The 16,552-nt window shown below is 67.6% G+C and carries 15 protein-coding genes; 7 read left to right on the top strand and 8 right to left on the bottom strand.

The window, feature by feature from the left end:
• Nucleotides 1-215: 215 nt before the first annotated feature.
• The 4 genes from FGX59_RS15640 to FGX59_RS15625 form a co-directional block, all read right to left on the bottom strand.
• On the bottom strand, nucleotides 216-599 hold the full coding sequence (locus tag FGX59_RS15640; protein WP_171060663.1) for a CAP domain-containing protein: 384 nt from the start codon (nucleotides 597-599) through the stop codon (nucleotides 216-218).
• A gap of 2 nt (nucleotides 600-601) precedes the next feature.
• Nucleotides 602-1,954, bottom strand: a complete 1,353-nt coding sequence (locus tag FGX59_RS15635; RefSeq protein ID WP_138467918.1) for an 8-oxoguanine deaminase — start codon at nucleotides 1,952-1,954, stop codon at nucleotides 602-604.
• Nucleotides 1,951-2,760, bottom strand: coding sequence for an inositol monophosphatase family protein (locus FGX59_RS15630; protein WP_240722493.1), 810 nt, complete (start codon nucleotides 2,758-2,760; stop codon nucleotides 1,951-1,953). Before FGX59_RS15630 ends, FGX59_RS15635 begins: the two co-directional genes overlap by 4 nt.
• Nucleotides 2,761-2,862: 102 nt before the next feature.
• Complete coding sequence (locus tag FGX59_RS15625) at nucleotides 2,863-3,228, bottom strand: helix-turn-helix domain-containing protein (protein ID WP_138467914.1); 366 nt, start codon at nucleotides 3,226-3,228, stop codon at nucleotides 2,863-2,865.
• Between the two features lie 286 nt (nucleotides 3,229-3,514).
• On the opposite strand from FGX59_RS15625, the gene FGX59_RS15620 reads away from it, so the two are divergent.
• On the top strand, nucleotides 3,515-4,474 hold the full coding sequence (locus tag FGX59_RS15620) for an NADPH:quinone oxidoreductase family protein (RefSeq protein WP_138467912.1): 960 nt from the start codon (nucleotides 3,515-3,517) through the stop codon (nucleotides 4,472-4,474).
• A gap of 7 nt (nucleotides 4,475-4,481) precedes the next feature.
• On the opposite strand, the gene FGX59_RS15615 is transcribed toward FGX59_RS15620, so the two are convergent.
• Nucleotides 4,482-5,369, bottom strand: coding sequence for a LysR family transcriptional regulator (locus tag FGX59_RS15615; RefSeq protein ID WP_138467910.1), 888 nt, complete (start codon nucleotides 5,367-5,369; stop codon nucleotides 4,482-4,484).
• A gap of 121 nt (nucleotides 5,370-5,490) precedes the next feature.
• Between FGX59_RS15615 and FGX59_RS15610 the strand changes: the two genes are divergently transcribed.
• From FGX59_RS15610 to FGX59_RS15585, 6 genes are all read left to right on the top strand, one after another.
• Nucleotides 5,491-5,712 (top strand): DUF1127 domain-containing protein, encoded by a 222-nt coding sequence (locus tag FGX59_RS15610; RefSeq protein ID WP_138467908.1) that lies wholly within the window; start codon nucleotides 5,491-5,493, stop codon nucleotides 5,710-5,712.
• Nucleotides 5,713-5,883: 171 nt separating this feature from the next.
• Nucleotides 5,884-6,642: a Bax inhibitor-1/YccA family protein gene (locus tag FGX59_RS15605; RefSeq protein ID WP_138467904.1), complete on the top strand. Its 759-nt coding sequence runs from the start codon at nucleotides 5,884-5,886 to the stop codon at nucleotides 6,640-6,642.
• Nucleotides 6,643-7,267: 625 nt separating this feature from the next.
• Nucleotides 7,268-8,080, top strand: a complete 813-nt coding sequence (locus FGX59_RS15600; protein WP_138467902.1) for a site-specific integrase — start codon at nucleotides 7,268-7,270, stop codon at nucleotides 8,078-8,080.
• Nucleotides 8,077-9,681 (top strand): tyrosine-type recombinase/integrase, encoded by a 1,605-nt coding sequence (locus FGX59_RS15595; protein WP_138467900.1) that lies wholly within the window; start codon nucleotides 8,077-8,079, stop codon nucleotides 9,679-9,681. The genes FGX59_RS15600 and FGX59_RS15595 overlap by 4 nt, the downstream gene beginning before the upstream one ends.
• A complete protein-coding gene (locus tag FGX59_RS15590; RefSeq protein WP_138467898.1) occupies nucleotides 9,674-11,788 on the top strand; it encodes a hypothetical protein in 2,115 nt (704 codons plus the stop codon). The genes FGX59_RS15595 and FGX59_RS15590 overlap by 8 nt, the downstream gene beginning before the upstream one ends.
• Before the next feature lie 169 nt (nucleotides 11,789-11,957).
• Entirely contained in the window at nucleotides 11,958-12,122 is a 165-nt protein-coding gene (locus tag FGX59_RS15585; protein WP_138468037.1) for an IS3 family transposase, read from the top strand.
• 59 nt (nucleotides 12,123-12,181) lie between these two features.
• Here the strand turns inward: FGX59_RS15585 and FGX59_RS15580 are convergent, their stop codons facing one another.
• The 3 genes from FGX59_RS15580 to FGX59_RS15570 all read right to left on the bottom strand — a co-directional run bounded on the left by FGX59_RS15580 (nucleotide 12,182) and on the right by FGX59_RS15570 (nucleotide 16,077).
• Nucleotides 12,182-13,192, bottom strand: coding sequence for an SDR family NAD(P)-dependent oxidoreductase (locus FGX59_RS15580; protein ID WP_138467896.1), 1,011 nt, complete (start codon nucleotides 13,190-13,192; stop codon nucleotides 12,182-12,184).
• 94 nt (nucleotides 13,193-13,286) lie between these two features.
• Entirely contained in the window at nucleotides 13,287-13,526 is a 240-nt protein-coding gene (locus FGX59_RS15575) for an Lrp/AsnC ligand binding domain-containing protein (RefSeq protein ID WP_138467894.1), read from the bottom strand.
• 139 nt (nucleotides 13,527-13,665) lie between these two features.
• Nucleotides 13,666-16,077 carry a membrane-bound PQQ-dependent dehydrogenase, glucose/quinate/shikimate family gene (locus FGX59_RS15570; protein WP_138467892.1) on the bottom strand — a complete coding sequence of 804 codons (2,412 nt, stop codon included), beginning with the start codon at nucleotides 16,075-16,077 and terminating at the stop codon, nucleotides 13,666-13,668.
• Nucleotides 16,078-16,552: the final 475 nt, after the last annotated feature.

Here is a 16,552-nt window from a genome sequence, read left to right as displayed (position 1 = left end):
TTCCCGGAACGGCTGCTTGTGCAGAAAAAGCCTGACGGACACTGTCCTCCCGCGGATGAGCCTACCCGGAACGCGGCGCGAAACAAGAGGGATGCACTACACCTAAAGTCGGAGACGTTACCGCTATCCGGCTTGCAAACCGGGCAGTTGGCGCCAAGGCACGGCACGATCACGGCGGCTCGCGGACATTTGCGCGGCGCCGCGGCGCGGCAGGGTCACATCGGCGCGGCGAGCACCAGCACCCAGTAGGGGCCGAGCCGGTTCGAGGCGCCGCCGAAGCCGTAATGCACGGGCTTCGGGCTCAGCATGTTGGCGCGGTGGCCGGGGGAATTCGCCCAGGCCTCCAGCACCTGCGCCTCGTCGCGCTGGCCGAAGGCCACGTTCTCGGCGGCGAAGCCCCATTGATAGCCGAGCGCACCGATGCGGTTGGCGGCGGTGTCGCGGTTCTCGAAGCCGCTGCCATGGGTCAGCACCTCGCGCCGCGCCTGGTCGGCGGCATGCTCGAGCGCCGCGCGCTCGCAGAGCGGATGCAGGGTCAGGGGCGGCAGCCCGGCGTCGGCGCGGAAGGCGTTCAAGAGCGGGCCGAAGGCATCCGCCACGCTCAGGCGCTTTCCGCCAGCCCGCGGGCCAGGCGGGTCTGGGTCTCGATCAGGCGGCCGAGATCGAGCGTGGCCATCTGCCCGTCGGCGACGACGCGGCGGCCCTCGACGATCAGGTCGCGCACCCGCGGCGGCCCGGCCAGAAGGAGCGCGCCCACCGGATCCCAGGCGCCCGCCGCCTCGATCCCCGAGACGTCCCAGATGGCGATGTCGGCGCGCTTGCCGGGCTCCAGCGAGCCCAGGTCGTGCAGCCGGCCCAGCACCTCCGCCCCGCCCCGCGTCGCGATCTCCAGCGCCTCGCGCACCGACATGGCATCGGCGCCGCGGGCGACCCGCTGCAGCAGCATCGCCTGGCGTGCCTCGAGGATCAGGTTCGAGCTGTCATTCGAGGCCGAGCCGTCGACGCCGAGCCCGACGCGCACGCCCGCGTCGCGCATCGCGCGCACCGGGGCGATGCCCGAGCCGAGACGGCAGTTCGAGCAGGGGCAATGCGCCACCCCGGTCCGCGTTCGCGCGAAAAGGTCGATCTCCGCCCCGTCGAGCTTGACGCAATGGGCATGCCAGACATCGTCGCCGGTCCAGCCCAGATCCTCGGCATACTGGCCGGGCCGGCAGCCGAATTTTTCCAGCGAATAGGCGATGTCCTCGTCATTCTCCGCCAGATGGGTGTGCAGCCGCACCCCCTTGTCGCGCGCCAGCAGCGCCGCGTCGCGCATCAGCTCGCGGCTGACCGAGAAGGGCGAGCAGGGCGCGATGCCGACCTGGATCATCGCGCCGGGCGCGGGATCGTGGAAGGCGTCGACGACGCGGATGCAGTCCTCGAGGATCGCGGATTCCCGTTCGACCAGGCTGTCGGGCGGCAGGCCGCCGTCGCTCTCGCCGATCGACATGGCGCCGCGGGTGGCCAGGAGGCGGATGCCGACCTCCCCCGCCGCCTCGATCGTGTCCTCGAGCCGCGCGCCGTTCGGATAGAGATAGAGATGGTCCGAGGTCAGCGTGCAGCCCGAGAGCGCGAGCTCCGCGAGGCCGGTCATCGCCGAGACGCGCATGTGCTCGGGGGTGAAGCGCGCCCAGATCGGATAGAGCGTCTGCAGCCAGCCGAAAAGCAGCGCGTCCTGCCCGGCGGGCACGGCGCGGGTCAGCGTCTGGTAGAGATGGTGATGGGTGTTGATCAGCCCCGGCGTGACGACGCAGCCCGCCGCCTCGAGGACCTCCTCGCCCGGAGCGGGCACGAGCCCGTGGCCGATCTCCGAGATGACGCCGCCCGCGATGCGCAGACAGGCGCCCGAAAGCTCGCGCCGCTCCGCATCCATGGTGACGATGGCGGCGGCGCCGCGGATCAGCATCCCGCTCACGCGGCGTCCCCGGCGCTGCCGATGCCGGAGAGGATGGCCAGCGCCTCGGCATGAAGCTCGGGACTGCCCGCCGCGATCAGACGGCCGCCCATGTCGGCCGGGCCGCCGTTCCAGTCGGTGACGATGCCGCCCGCGGCCTGGACCACGGCAATCGGGCCCGCCACGTCGTAGCGCTGAAGCCCCGCCTCGATCACCAGGTCGACATGGCCGAGCGCCAGCAGCCCATAGGCATAGCAGTCGGTGCCGTAGCGCGTCAGCCGCACCCGGGCGGAGACGCGGCGGAAAAGCTCGCCCTCGGCCTGCGTGCCGACTTCGGGGTAGGTGGAGAAGAGCAGCGCCTCGGAGAGGCCGACGCCGCGGCGCGCCTTCAACGGGCGCGGCCCAAGCGGCCCCTGGTAGCCGGCCTGGCCCAGCCCGCCCTCGAAGCGCTCGCCGATGAAGGGCTGGTCGATGATGCCGTAGATCGGCCCCGTGGCGTCGCAGACCGCGATCAGAACGCCCCAGGTCGGCGTCCCGGACAGGAAGCCGCGGGTGCCGTCGATCGGGTCGAGCACCCAGGTCAGGCCGGACGTGCCCTCGGTCCTGCCGTATTCTTCGCCGAAGATCCCGTCCCCGGGACGCCGTTCGGCCAGGATGGCGCGCATCGCGGCCTCGGCTGCGCGGTCGCCCTCGGTCACCGGATCGAAGCCGGTCTCGGCCTTGTTCTCGGCGCCGAGCCCGCTCTGGCGGAAATGCGCGAGGGTCTCGGCCCGGGCCGCATCGGCGAGGGCATGGGCGGTGTCGATCAGCGATCGGTGGAGTTGCAAGGCGTCATCCGGAGGGAAAAGGGTCATCAACAGGGCAGCAGGCCGCGCGGGCTGCGTCGGAAGCCATCCTTACGGGGCTGGCGCGGCTGCTGCAACCGCCGCTCAGGCGGCGTTGCTGAGGACCCGGGCCAGCTCGAAAAGCTGCCGGCGCTGGTTCTCGGGGATGGCATAGTAGGACCGGACGAGCTCGAGCGCCTCCTTGTCGGCCAGCAGATCGCCCGCAGGAGAGACATCCTCCATCGGCTCCTCTGCGCCGAGACCTTCGAAGAAATAGGCCACGGGAACTTCCAGCGCATGGGAAATGTCCCAGAGCCGCGACGCGGAGACCCGGTTCATACCCGTCTCGTATTTCTGGATCTGCTGGAACTTGATCCCGACCTTGGTCGCCAGCTGCTGCTGGGTCATCCCGACCATCCAGCGCCGGTGCCGGATCCGTTTGCCAACATGGACGTCTACCGGATGCTTCATTTCCACCTCCTGACTGTCTCCCGCACGGAACAGCCAGAAGACAGGCCCCTCGGGCAGATGTCTTCCAATGCCATGCATGCTCCCTCCGGTGGCGTACCGCCTTCCCTCCCCTAAAAGGCAACGGCAACCGGGCTTACGCAGAGACTATATTGCTTTCCACACCAAGCCCCCGGCGCTTGGCGGTGCCTGCCACGGAAACCCCGCGAAGTACCGCTTTCGTGCCAGAGACCACCTTCCATTGAATCCCTAACTAGGTAAACACGTAGCACTGTAAACGGGGTTTGTCATGCGCGCCTACCAAATTTCGGATTTCGACCGCACTCCCGCCCTGATTGACGTGGAGGCACCTGCTGCAGGAACAGGCGAAGTCCTGCTCAGGATCGAAGCTTGCGGGCTGAATTTCGCCGATCTGTTGATGGCAAAGGGAAAATATCAGGACATACCGCCCCTTCCGGCCACTCTGGGGCTGGAACTGGCGGGACAGGTTGTCGCAGTCGGGGCCGGGGTCGAGAGTCCCGCGATAGGCGAGCGCGTTGCAGTCTATGCAGGGCATGGCGGGCTGGCCGAATACGGCGCCTTTCCCGCCGAACGCTGCCTGAAAATCCCGGATTGTATGCCGATGGCCGAAGCGGCCGGGTTCCAGATCGCCTATGGCACCTCGCATCTCGCGCTCGGCCATTCGGCGCGGCTCCAGCCCGGCGAGACGCTGCTGGTGACCGGCGCGGCCGGGGGCGTCGGGCTGACGGCGGTCGAGATCGGCAAGCTGATGGGCGCGCGGGTGATCGCCTGCGCCCGCGGCGCCGATAAGCTGGAGGCGGCGCGTGCCGCCGGGGCGGACGAGCTGATCGACAGCGACCATCCCGATCTGCGCCAGGCGCTGAAGGATCTGGGCGGCGTCGATGTCGTCTATGACACGATCGGCGGGCCGCTCTTCACCCCCTGCTTCCGCGCCTGCAGGCCCGAGGCGCGCTACCTGGTGATCGGCTTCGCCGGCGGCGAGGTCCAGCAGATCCCGGCCAACCACCTGCTGGTGAAGAACATCTCGGTGATCGGCTTCTACTGGGGCGGCTACCTGAAATTCAACGAGGCCGCGCTGACCGGCAGCCTGCAGACGCTGCTGGGCTGGTATGCCGAGGGCAGGCTGAAACCCCATGTCAGCCATGTCCTGCCGCTCGACCAGGTCGAGGAGGCGATGACGATGCTGCGCGAGCGGAAATCCACCGGCAAGATCGTCATCGAGATCTGACCCCGCGCTATTCGGCGGCGGCGACCTGCTCGGCCGGGCCGATCGGGACGCCATAGGCCGCCCGCAGCAGCGCCTGCACCCGCTCCACCGCGGGCGAAGGCGTGCCATTGCGGCGGTACATGTTGATATGCATCGAGGGCAGCGCAGGCAGGCCGGCGCAGTCGGGCACCTCGGAGCAGCCTTCGGGCAGCGTGCCGCGCAGCATCACCTGCATGGCGAAATCCGCCGCCACGCTGGCCTCGATGGTGCGCGAGCTGTCGGCCTCCACCGCCAGATCCCAGGGGATCCCCGCGGATTCCAGCGCCGCCTGGACCGGCGCGCGGAACAGGCAGTTCGGCTCGAAGGCCAGCCGCACCGGCCGCTGCCGCCAGATCTGGCCGTTGACCGCGCCGATCCAGACCATCGGCAGCGTCGCCAGCGTCTCGGCGCCGTCGACCCGCGCCTCCTGCGTGGTCAGGATCACGTCGCAGGCGCCGTTCTCCAGCTGCTTGAGCAGGTTCATCGTGTAGGAGCTGACCAGATGCACCTTCACCCGCGGGAATTCGGCGGCAAAGCGCTGCATCACCCCGGGGATATGCGGATAGACGATGTCATGCGGCACGCCGAGCGTCAGCCGCCCCTCGTAGTCCTGGGTCGTCAGCCGTGTCACCGCCTCGTCGTTCAGCTCCAGCATGCGGCGGGCATAGCCGACGAGCTGCTCGCCCGCCGAGGTCAGCGTCACGCTGCGCGCCTGCCGGTTCAGGAGCTTCACGTCGAGCGACTCTTCCAGCCGCTTCATCTGCATGGAGACCGCCGACTGGGTCAGGTTCAGCACATTCGCGGCACGGGTGACGCCGCCGAGTTCGGCGATGGTGATCAGCGAGCGCAGGGCGGCCAGGTCGAGCACGCGGGACATATCAAACCTCGTGATGAATAACCCAACAATCATTCGTTTCCAATATGGGACAGGGAAGAGCATACATCAATCAACATCATCCAATCCAGTGCTTTCATCACAGAAGCGAAAGGAATATCCCATGGCCGTTTCATTCCTCTCCCGCGCAGTGCGTCCCCTGCCCGCGCGCTTCCTGCCCCGGCTTCCCCGCGTCGGGATCCTCGACTTTTTCGCCCTCCAGCGGCAGCGCCGCCATCTGCGGCAGCTCGACGCACATCTGCTGGAAGATGTCGGGATCAGCCGCGACGAGGCCTTCGACGAGGGCCGCCGACCGCTCTGGGACGTGCCAGATTGGTGGAAATGACCGGAATCCGGGCAGTTTCACGGATCGAACCGGCAGTTTGCGAAGCTCTCGCAAATTTCCGTGCCCCCCCGCCGCAATTGCTTGAAAGCGGGCCCCCGGATGCCTTTATGTGTAGCTGAGCCGCGGTCCCGCTCCGGGACCGCACCAGTGTTTCACGCGAGGAGGCAACCTATGGCTGACTACCAGACGATGCGCGGCACCGCCGGGGTCCGCACGGCTGCAATTGACACGGGCCTGAAGGCCCACATGAACAAGGTCTACGGCACGATGTCCGTGGGCATGCTGCTGACCGCGCTGGCGGCCTGGGCCATTTCCGGCCTGGCGGTTGCCACCGATCCCGCGACCGGCCAGCAGGCGCTGACCGGCCTGGGCCAGGCGATTTATGCCAGCCCGCTGAAATGGGTGATCATGTTCGCCCCGCTCGCCTTCGTCTTCGGCCTCTCCGCCGGGATCAACCGCATGTCGGCGGCGACCGCGCAGCTGGTCTTCTACGTCTATGCCGCGGTGATGGGCCTGTCGCTCAGCTCGATCTTCCTGGTCTTCACCGGTGAGTCGATCGCGCAGACCTTCCTGATCACCGCCATCGCCTTCGCCGGTCTCAGCCTCTACGGCTACACCACCAAGAAGGACCTGTCGGGCTTCGGCACGTTCCTGATGATGGGCGTGATCGGCATCCTGGTGGCGTCGATCGTCAACATCTTCATCGCCTCCTCGGCGCTGTCCTTCGCGATCTCCGTGATCGGCGTGCTGGTCTTCGCGGGCCTGACCGCCTACGACACCCAGCGGATCAAGACTGACTACATCGCGCATGCGCAGCACGCCGACCAGGAATGGCTGGGCAAGGCGGCGATCATGGGCGCGCTGTCGCTCTATCTCGACTTCATCAACCTCTTCATGTTCCTCCTGTCATTTCTCGGTAACAGAGAGTAAAGCAGGCACCTCAGCCCCGAGCTGACAACACCCCGCCAAGCCTCCGGTTTGGCGGGGTTTTTCATGTGCCGGGCGTCGGCCCGGGCGCGCCGTTGCACGCGGCGGCTAAGGCACCGCCCTTTCCAAACTGCAGAACATCAACTGGCTGAATTTGCTCGTCTTGTCCGCATGGTTGCCGGTCATCCGGGCCTTGCGCACGGGCCAGAGGCAGCAACGCGCGTTGCGCCTCCTCCCCGCCATGGGCGCGGACTGCATGGCCGGAGATCAGTAGCGCCGGCAGGCCCGCGACACCCGTGAGCAGAGCGTCCTCGGCAACCTTTATGCGGCGCACCTCCATTCGACGAGCGTCAAGGGCAACACCGCAAGGAAGGAGCTGGAGTCGGCGGCGTTCCTGCTGTCATGGGCGGCCGCCAGCGCCCCGGACCTGTGCCTCCAGCTTGCCCGCGGCCAGCCGCCGACCCTGGCGCAGTGCCGGGCCTTCGCCGCCTGGCTGAAGGCCCGGTCCGGCATCGGCAGGACGGCGATTGCCCCTGCGGCCGCGGGGACATTCAATGCCACGCTCCGCGGCGCGCGGCGCTTTTCCGGATGGGCCGTCACCGAAGGCAATGCGGGCGACGCCGGCGCCATGACGCGGGCCCTCGAGGCGCATGGCGGGATCTGGGGGCAAGTCAAGCCGCTCGATGTCGCGAAGGTCAAATTCGCCGAAGACCTGGAAGACGCGGAAATCCGGGAGATCGAGACATTCCTCGCCCATGCCGCGGCAAGCGGAGGGGCGGACAGCCGCGTTGCCGCCCGCGACTATCTCATGCGGCGGATGGCGATCGAATACGGGTTGCGCATCGGCGAGATCCTGGCGCTGCGCCTCGGGGACCTTCCGTCCCGGACGCAGGATTACCTGAAGATCGTGCGCATCGAGGACCGCGGCGACCTGGTCGACCCCCGCGAACCCAGGGCGCCGAAGGTCAAGACCCTCGGTCGCGACCTCGGCTGCTACTTCAGGAATTCGCGCTTCCCGCAGCTCTTCAGCCTCTACCAGTCGAGCCACCGATGGGTCTGGGCCAGCCGGAAGAGCGGCGCCCGCTACCAGAAGACCCGGTTCGCGCACCCCTATCTCATCCTCAACGCCACCGACGGCATGCCCCTGTCCATGCAGAGCGCCCAGCGGCGGGCCGCCTTCATCCGAGCGGAAACCGGCGTGGATTTCCACTGGCACGCGGCGCGCCACGCGTTCTTCAACCGGGCCTACGTTTTGATGGATGGCATCAAGGATCCGCTGAAGCGCGAGGAGAGGCGCGCCGGCCTCGTCTACTGGGGCGGCTGGTCCTCCCCGGACAGTCTCGACATCTATACCGCGACCGCCCGCCGGAACAAGGCACGCGGCGCCGCCCTCGCCCTCGAGGGGACGGACGGCAAGCCAAGCTGGAGCGCACTCGATTGACCCGCCGGGTCATCACCGACGACCTCCGGTTCAACCCGGAGACGGGGCTGTACCGGCGCGAGGACGGGGCAGAAGTCGCGCTCGCCCATGACGCCGGGCGCGACCTGTGGCTCTCGCCGGACGGGGCCGAATACGTGCAGAACCTCAACCGCATCGCGGACCCGGTCTATGTCCGGATTGACGGCGAGATCTGGCGGACGAGGGTAAGCGGAACTGTCTTTTCTATCGACTGGAACGCCTTCGACCTGCCTGCATGGCTCCTGCCGGAACTGAAGGCCGTGCTGATCCAGCGCCTTCGGGTCCGGTACCGACGGGAGTTGGCGAAGATGCGGACCATGCTCGCCGCGTTGCAGGACATGTCTCCGGCAGCCTTTGACGGGCACGCCTCGCTGGGCGATTTCACCGCGGCCGAGCTGGCAGCCGTGATGCTGGGACTCCAACCGGTCAGCGCGGAATATGCCGGTTATTTCAGGTCGCTCTACGCCGATCTTGAGGGCATGGGCCATCCCGGATGCACTGCGGAAAAGCTGGAGCAGCTCCGGCAATATCGGCTGTCGAGCAGGACCGCGTTGGCCGATGTGCGCGCGTGGGACCCCGGGTCCGGCGCGCTGACCACGTCTGAACTCGAGGTCCTGCGCGGCAACCTCCTGCCGCCGCCGCAGCCGGAAACCGACACGGAGCATTTTTCAAGGGTGTTGCTGCGCGCGCTGACGGCCCTCGGGCGGCGGCCAGCGCAGATGCTTGCCGTGCCGGCCGACCGCATCTTCCGCCGCCCGCAGGACCCGGGACTGCCCGCGGTCGTCTACGTGCCCGGCGCGAAGGCGCAGCGCAACGGCGCGCCGCGGCCCTACGACCTTCCCGACGATCTCTACGACGACCTGATGCGCTTCGCGGAGCGCCCGGCCATCCGGGAGGCGCAGGCGCATCTCGGGCTGTTCTTCGTGACGCCGTTGACGCACCAGACGCGCGTGGCCGGACCAAAGGCTGCCGGGGAATGCACGGTGCTCCTCCAGAACTGGATTGAGCGGGTCGGGATCATCAGCCCGCGGACCGGAAAGCCGCTGCATGTGACGCCGACCCGCCTGCGCCACACCGTCGCCACGCAGCTGGCCCGCAAGGGGTGGTCGAAGGCCGACATCCGCGAATTCCTGGAACACTACTCGGACGATGCCGTGGAGGCCTATATCGACGCGGTCGGAAACGACATGACGCCCGCGCTCGAGCGCGCCGACCGGGCCCTGGGCGGCGTGTTCTCCGACCTGGCCAGCAGCTTCCAGGGCAAGGTCGTGCCCCGGCCCGCGGGGAAGATCGACAAGCCCGTCATCGTGCCCGACCTGGAGAACCGCGCGATCATCGGGCAATGCGGGAGGACCGGAACCTGTCCCCACAGCCCTTTCGCGGCCTGTCTCGCCGGATGCGCGCATTTCCTGTTCTTCCGCGATGCCGATGTCGATGCCGCGGAGGATTTCCTGCGCGGCGAGCACGAGCGCTGGCGGCAGGCCGAAGGCAATGCCCAACGCACCCGCATCCAGGACGACTTCGCGCGCATCCATGCAGGCCTCCGGGCGGCCGGGATAGCTGCGGGGATGGAAGATGGTTGATCCGGTCCTTCTCCGCGCGCTGAATGCGGTCAAGCCCGCGCTGCGGCCTGACGCCGGAGCCCTCGAACTTCTGCTGCCGGACGGCACCGGCTTTGCCTATGACGAATGGGAGCTGGGCTCCTGGAAAGGGACGGTTGCCCGGCCCCGCAAGGAGACGCTGAAGTTCGGCAAGATCGCCCACCCGGAGATGCGGGATGCCGCGAAGGTCATCATCCTGGAACGGAGACGGAAAAAAGGGATCGGCCCAGAGCGCGCCAGAAACTACCTTTTCGCTGCCCGGGCTCTCGGCGACGTTCTGGGCGCGCGACCTCTTTCGAGCCTGACCTCCGGCGATGTCCACCGTGCCGAGGCGAATCTGCTGGTCAAGTCCCGCAGCTACTTGAAAGCTCTCGCGACGATGACCGACGAGCTTCGGCGTCTTTACGGCATTGCCGTGGACTACAAGGCGCCGAAGACGGCGGCCGCCCGCCATGGCACCAGGGGCACCGATGTAGGCCGCTCCGCGAAACTCATCCCGGATGCGGTGCTGATGGACCTGCTCGCGCTTCTGCCGCGCGAGGATATCCCCGATGACGACCGGCTGCTGCTGTCGGCGATCGCGCTGAACCTTGCCTGCGGCTGGCGTGTCGGCGAGCTGGCCACGCTCCCCGCCGACTGCCTGTTCCGCGACGAGGGCCAGCTCTATGTCCGCGGCTATCCGGGAAAGGGCGGCAAGATCGCCCCGAAGCTCGTGGCGCCTGCCCTTGCGCCCATGGTGGAGGAGGCCGTTGCCACCATCCTCCGCCTGACCGGGCCCGGCCGCGCGATCGCGAAAGCCTGGCCGCTGGCCGGCGATCCCGACTGGCGCACGGTGCTCCGGGACGGCAGGGCAATCCTGTATTTTGCCCGGAAGCTCCTGCATCGCTGGGGATCGGACCCCGACCACCGGCTGATCAATCCCGACGCCGCCTGGAACCGGAACCACGGCTGGGTCGATGTCCTGGGAGCACTGGAAAGTCACCCGAATGTCGCCAGGGCTGCTACAGCCTTGGGCATGAACTGGGAGACATTCGATGCGCTGCGGAAGCAGCAACGCGCATCCCGCGAGGGACGGATCTGGACGCGCAAGCCAAGGACCGTGAATGGCTGGATGAGGGACGCCCGTGTCTGCGATAAGTTCAAACTTTTCAATATGATGGGAGTGGCATCCGGGCAACAGCACCATTCGCCAGCCATCCGGTCTCTCGTCGCGGAAGCGCTGGAGTTCCAGCTCTCCGGCGATGTCATTCCGCCGCCGCCTTTCGACGCGGAGCTCGAGGCCAGGCATGCGCGGGAAAAGCCGGTTCTCCTCTCCGACCGGAACGGAACTCCCCTCCTCTACGTCGAGGATGCGCTGTTCGTCATGCCGCGGTTCTTCATCGGCGCGTGTGCCACAAAGACCGACGATTGGCAGCGGCTCACCAAAGAGCACATCATGCAGTGGCTCGGCGGAAAGCCCGGGCGCGCTTCGGTGTTCGAGCGCTATGGCATCATCGATCCGCGCAGCGGCAAGACTGCCAAGTTCACCAGCCATGATATCCGCCACTGGCTGGAGACCAATCTCCACAAGGGCGGGCTGACCGACGCGCAGATCGCCGCGCTGATGAACCGCCGCAGCACCGCCGGAAACTCGGTCTACAACCAGATGACGAATGCGGAGCGGCGCGAAAAGGTCAGGGAAGGCATCCACGAGGGCGTGATCGGCGGGCTCGTGGCCGGTGTCGTCACCCGCGCCGATGTCACGAGGGAAGAGGCCGAAGACATCCTCGACTCGCGGCTGCGGCAGGTCAACGTGATGCCGCACGGGCTCTGCCTGAAGGATCTGGCGACCGAACCCTGCCCGCATCACATGTCCTGCTTTTCCACCGCCGCCGGTGCGGCGGGCGGCAGGAGCGCGGCCTGCAGCCACCTGCTGGTGGACCGGACCGACCCGGACCAGATCGCGGCGCTCAGGCGGGAGAATGCCAATGCCAGGGCGATGGTCGAGATGTTCGAGGATGATCCGGAGCTCGAGGACAGCCCGCAGGTTGCCCATTTCAGGACGATCGCCGCGACCACCGCGTCCTTCCTGCCGGAGGCTGACCCATGAAGATCCGCTGCGGCTGCAACGGAAAGCTCTGCGCGCGATGGCACCCGAAGATCGAGGCCGCCATGCGTAAGGCGGCGGCAAAGGCGCGCAGGGAAGGCCGCGACTACAAGGCCGAAAGGTCACCTCCGTCATGGCGGTAATCTTGAATCACGGAAGCGCCCGACTGTGAATCCCTTTTGTCACACGACCTAGTTTCAGGTCGCGCCGCGAGGCCAAGGCGGAGTTGTTCGAGTACATTGCGATCTTCTGCAATCGGCGACGCCGCCACTCGAGCATCGGATATCGTACGCCCGAGCAGGCAAGGATCGACGTGGCCGCCAAGATGGCCGCATAGCGAATATCGCCCCAGTCCGGGTTCCGGGGGCAAGGTCACCCGGTCGCTCCCCCGAAACGTCAGACGCCGTAGTAGTCCCGGTACCATTCGACGAAGCGGGCGACGCCGTCGCGCATGTCGGTCTGCGGACGGTAGCCGGTCAGCGCCTTGAGAAGGCCCGCATCCGCCCAGGTCGCCGGAACGTCGCCCGGCTGGATCGGCATGTAGTTGCGCACCGCCTCGCGCCCGGTCGAGGCCTCGATCGCCTCGACGAAATCGAGCAGCCGCTCCTTCTGCGAATTGCCGATATTGACCACCCGCCAGGGCGCCACCGGGCTGAGGCTGTCGCCCTCGACCGGCCCGGCCGTGCCCGGCAGCGGCGGCACCGCGTCGACCAGCAAGCGGATGCCGCGGACCAGATCCTCGACATAGGTGAAGTCGCGGTACATCTCGCCGTGGTTGTAGATGTCGATCGGATCGCCGTTCAGGATCGCCTTGGTGAACTTGAAGAGCGCCATGTCCGGCCGCCCCCAGGGCCCGTAGACGGTGAAGAAGCGGAACATCGTCGTCGGCAGGCCGTGGATATGCGCCCAGGCATGGCTCATCGCCTCATTCGCCTTCTTGGTCGCCGCATAGAAGGACATCTGCGTGTCGCATTTGTCGGTCTCGGCATAGGGCATCTTGGTATTGGCGCCGTAGACCGAGGAGGTCGAGGCCATCAGCAGATGGCCGGCGCGGTGCTCCAGCGCGACCTGCATGACATTGAAGGTGCCGACGATATTGGCGTCGACATAGGCGGCCGGGTTCTCGATCGAGTAGCGCACGCCGGCCTGGGCGGCGAGATGGACGATCACCTCGGGGCGCGCCTCGGCGGCGAAAGCGGCCAGCGCGGCGGCATCCTCGATCAGCCCCTCGCGCGCGGTGAAGCCCGGGTGCTGCGCCAGCGCGGCATGGCGCGCCTCCTTCAGCGAGACATCGTAGTAGTCGGTCATGCCGTCATAGCCCCAGACCTCCCAGCCTTCCTCGAGCAGGAGCCGCGAGAGGTGGAAGCCGATGAAGCCGGCCGAGCCGGTAACCAGGACGCGAGGCATGTTCGGATGCTTTCCTTGAAAATGCGGGGAGGTCGGCAGGGCCGCGCGGACCGCCCTGCCCGGTCGCTCCGGGCCAATCGCCCGGCGGCGGGCCCTACCAGGGCCGGAAGGTCACGATGGTATGGGTGCGCTCGATCCCGTCGATCCCGAGGATCTCCTCGTTGATGAAATGGCCGATATCGGCGCCTTCCGGCGGGTAGAGCTTCATCAGCAGGTCGTAGTCGCCGCTGGTCGAGTAGAGTTCGGAATGCAGTTCCTTCAGCGCGATCGCATCCGCCACCTTGTAGGTGGTGCCCGGACGGCAGCGGATCTGGATGAAGAGCGCCTGGGTCATGTGTCCTGTCCTTCCTCTAGGCAGCGGGCGGCAGCGCGCCGTCTCCCTCCCCTATCCCAGGAGAAGCCCGGCGATCCAGCCTCTTTCCGCGGAAGGCGGGGTTTCCGGGGACAGCGCGCGCTGCCCCCGGAGAGGACGCTCAGCCCTCGGGCAGAGCGAAGGCGACGAGGTAGTCGCCGCGGTCGGCGGACTGGCGCGCGCCGCCGGCCGAGATCACGATGTACTGCCGCCCGTCCTCGGGCGAGACATAGGAGATCGGCGTGCCCTGGCTGCCGACCGGCAGCCGCGCCTTCCAGACTTCCCGGCCCGTCGCGCTGTCGAAGGCGCGCAGGTAGTAGTCCTGGGTGGCGGCGAAGAAGACCAGCCCGCCGCCCGTCGAGAGCGAGCCGCCGATCGTCGGCATGCCCACGGGCATCGGCAGGCGCATCTTCTGGCCGAAGAGCACGGTGTCCTCGACGGTGCCCAGAGGCGCCTCCCAGGCGACCGACTGGGTCTTCATGTCGATCGCGGTCAGCGTGCCGAAGGGCGGCTTCTGGCAGGGAATGCCCAGCGGCGACAGGAAGCGGTTCTTGATCACCGAATAGGGCGTGCCCTTCAGCGGCACGGCACCCATGCCGGCATTGACCGCCTCGGAGCCGTCCGAGGCCGCGGCATCGCGCGCCTGCGGGACCATGTGGACCCAGAGGCCGAGCCGCATGTCGTTCACGAAGATCGTGTCGGCCTGCGGGTCATAGGACAGACCGCCCCAGTTCATCCCGCCGAGCGAACCGGGGAAGCTCAGCGAATAGTCGGTGTCCGGCGCGGTGAAGAGCCCCTCGTAGCGGTAGCCCTTGAAGAGGATGCGGCACATCATCTGGTCGAAGGGCGTCATGCCCCACATGTCCGCCTCGGTCAGCAGCGGCGCGCCGATCTGCGGCATGCCGGTCGATTTCGGCTGCTTCAGCGCATAGCGCTCGTCGGGAATGGCGGCGGGCTTGACGTCGACATCCGTCACTTCGGTCAGCGGCTGGCCGGTGGCGCGGTCGAGCACGAAGATCTGCCCCGCCTTGGTGCCGAAGACCAGCGCGGGCGTGCCCTGGAAGTCGATCAGCGTCGGCTGCATCGGCACGTCGAAGTCCCACAGGTCGTGATGGACCGTCTGGTAGACCCATTTCTCGTCGCCGGTGGTGGCGTCGAGCGCCAGGATCGAGGCACCGTATTTCTCGTCCTCGGGCGTGCGCTCCACCCCCCAGAGGTCGATGGCGGCGTTGCCGACCGGCAGGAAGACGGTGTTCGACTCCGCGTCATAGGTCATCGGCGCCCAGACATTCGGGGTCGAGCGGGTGAAGACCGAGCCCGGCGCCGGCGCGTCGCGGTCCCGCGGATTGCCCGGGTCGAAGGCCCATTTCATCTCGCCGGTGATGACGTCGAAGCCGCGCATCACCCCGCCCGGCATGTCGAGCGCGACATTGTCGGCCACGCGGCCGCCGACGACGACGGTCGTCCCGGCCAGCAGCGGCGGGGAGGTCAGCGAATAGAGCGGCGCCTGCGCATCGCCCAGGCCTTCCTTCAGGTCGATCATGCCGCCATTGCCGAAATCCTGGCAGAGCTCGCCAGTATCCGCGTCGAGCGCGACCAGCACGGCATCGATCGTGTTCATGAAGATGCGGCGCTCGCAGGCGGCGCCAGCAGGCAGCGAGACCGGGGTGACCGGCGTCGCGTCCGGAACGCTCGGCTGCACGACCGGCGCAGAGGCGTCGAAATAGGCCAGGCCGCGGCAGCGCACCCAGGTGCGGGTCTCGGTCGGGAATTCGCGGCGCCAGTTCTCGGTGCCGGTGGTGGCATTGACCGAGATCACGGTGTTCGAGGGCGTGCAGACGAAGAGGTCATTGCCGACCATAAGCGGCGTGTTCTGGTCCTCGGCCCCGCCGCCGCCAGGGCTTTCCGGGATGTCGCCGGTGCGGAAGGTCCAGGCGACCGCGAGATCGCCGACAGTCTGCGGCGTGATCGCGCCGGAGGCGGCGAAGCGCGTCGCCTCGGGGGTGGCGCCGTAATTCGCCCAGTCCTGCGCGGCGCCCGCCGGGGCGGCGCTGCGATCGGCAGAGAGCTCGAAATTCCGCTGCCCGTGCGGCTGGAACATGCCCCAGCCCATGCCCGCGACCGCGATCGCGGCAATGGCGGCCAGGCCGAGGAAGCCCCGGGTCATCGGCGCGCGGCCCGCGCGCAGGAGCGTCAGCGGCTGCAGCGCCAGCACGGCGACGAGGATCACCAGGAAGGTGAAGATCCGCGCATGCAGCGCCCAGAAGTCGAGGCCCGCTTCCCAGAAGGCCCAGATCACGGTGGCAAGGAAGGCGAGCGCGTAGATCGCCGCGCCCGAAGGCTTGCCGCGGGCGATCTGCAGGCCCGAGGCGATCAGGGCGAGGCCCATGATGAGGTAGTACCAGCTGCCGCCGCGGGCGATCAGCATCACGCCGCCGACAGCGAGTCCGAGCCCGCAGAGCGCCAGCACGGCGCCGAGCAGGGTCAGCAGCCAGGTCACTGGCCGCGGAATATTTGGGGATGGTCCGGTCATGTCATGTCCTTCGGGGGAAGAAAACTGCCATCTGGCCCGGGCGGTCCGTGCCCGGAGACCGGGCTGACCGCTCGCGGCTGGAATGTACTAACTCGTACATTTCACTCGACGCGGATGAAAGCAATCCCAATTCCGCCTAAATTGCGTGCATCTGCGCACAACCTGCGGGCCCCGGCCGCGCAGGCCCCAGGGCGCGGCCCGGTTCCGGCCGGAACAGGCCCGCCCCGGGCTGGGATTGTCGCGAAACTGTCATGGCCCTGTCATCCGGCTGCAGAAAACCTGTGGGAGAGAGGCCCCATTTTCCCCGCCGCAGGGCCGCCACCCGCGACGGCCATCGGCGATCCCCTTCATTTTCCTGAAGAATTCCTGCTCTTTCTCTCCGGCTGTCACACTCCTGACAAACTAGGAATGATATAACGTCACCTGCACGACGCCGGGCGGCCCTGCCTCCCGGTCCCTCGCCATGACCAAGAAA

The organism is Poseidonocella sp. HB161398 (assembly GCF_005870025.1).
Taxonomy (GTDB): Bacteria; Pseudomonadota; Alphaproteobacteria; order Rhodobacterales; family Rhodobacteraceae; genus Mangrovicoccus.
Note: the sequence above shows the minus strand (reverse complement) of the source record. Positions and strands in the feature narration are given on the sequence as shown.

What these genes read in the sequence shown, in the direction of transcription:
- FGX59_RS15625 (WP_138467914.1), bottom strand. Translation starts at nt 3,228, where the DNA reads ATGAAGCATCCGGTAGACGTCCATGTTGGCAAACGGATCCGGCACCGG.
- FGX59_RS15620 (WP_138467912.1), top strand. Translation starts at nt 3,515, where the DNA reads ATGCGCGCCTACCAAATTTCGGATTTCGACCGCACTCCCGCCCTGATT.
- FGX59_RS15615 (WP_138467910.1), bottom strand. Translation starts at nt 5,369, where the DNA reads ATGTCCCGCGTGCTCGACCTGGCCGCCCTGCGCTCGCTGATCACCATC.
- FGX59_RS15610 (WP_138467908.1), top strand. Translation starts at nt 5,491, where the DNA reads ATGGCCGTTTCATTCCTCTCCCGCGCAGTGCGTCCCCTGCCCGCGCGC.
- FGX59_RS15605 (WP_138467904.1), top strand. Translation starts at nt 5,884, where the DNA reads ATGGCTGACTACCAGACGATGCGCGGCACCGCCGGGGTCCGCACGGCT.
- FGX59_RS15600 (WP_138467902.1), top strand. Translation starts at nt 7,268, where the DNA reads ATGACGCGGGCCCTCGAGGCGCATGGCGGGATCTGGGGGCAAGTCAAG.
- FGX59_RS15590 (WP_138467898.1), top strand. Translation starts at nt 9,674, where the DNA reads ATGGTTGATCCGGTCCTTCTCCGCGCGCTGAATGCGGTCAAGCCCGCG.
- FGX59_RS15580 (WP_138467896.1), bottom strand. Translation starts at nt 13,192, where the DNA reads ATGCCTCGCGTCCTGGTTACCGGCTCGGCCGGCTTCATCGGCTTCCAC.
- FGX59_RS15575 (WP_138467894.1), bottom strand. Translation starts at nt 13,526, where the DNA reads ATGACCCAGGCGCTCTTCATCCAGATCCGCTGCCGTCCGGGCACCACC.
- FGX59_RS15570 (WP_138467892.1), bottom strand. Translation starts at nt 16,077, where the DNA reads ATGACCGGACCATCCCCAAATATTCCGCGGCCAGTGACCTGGCTGCTG.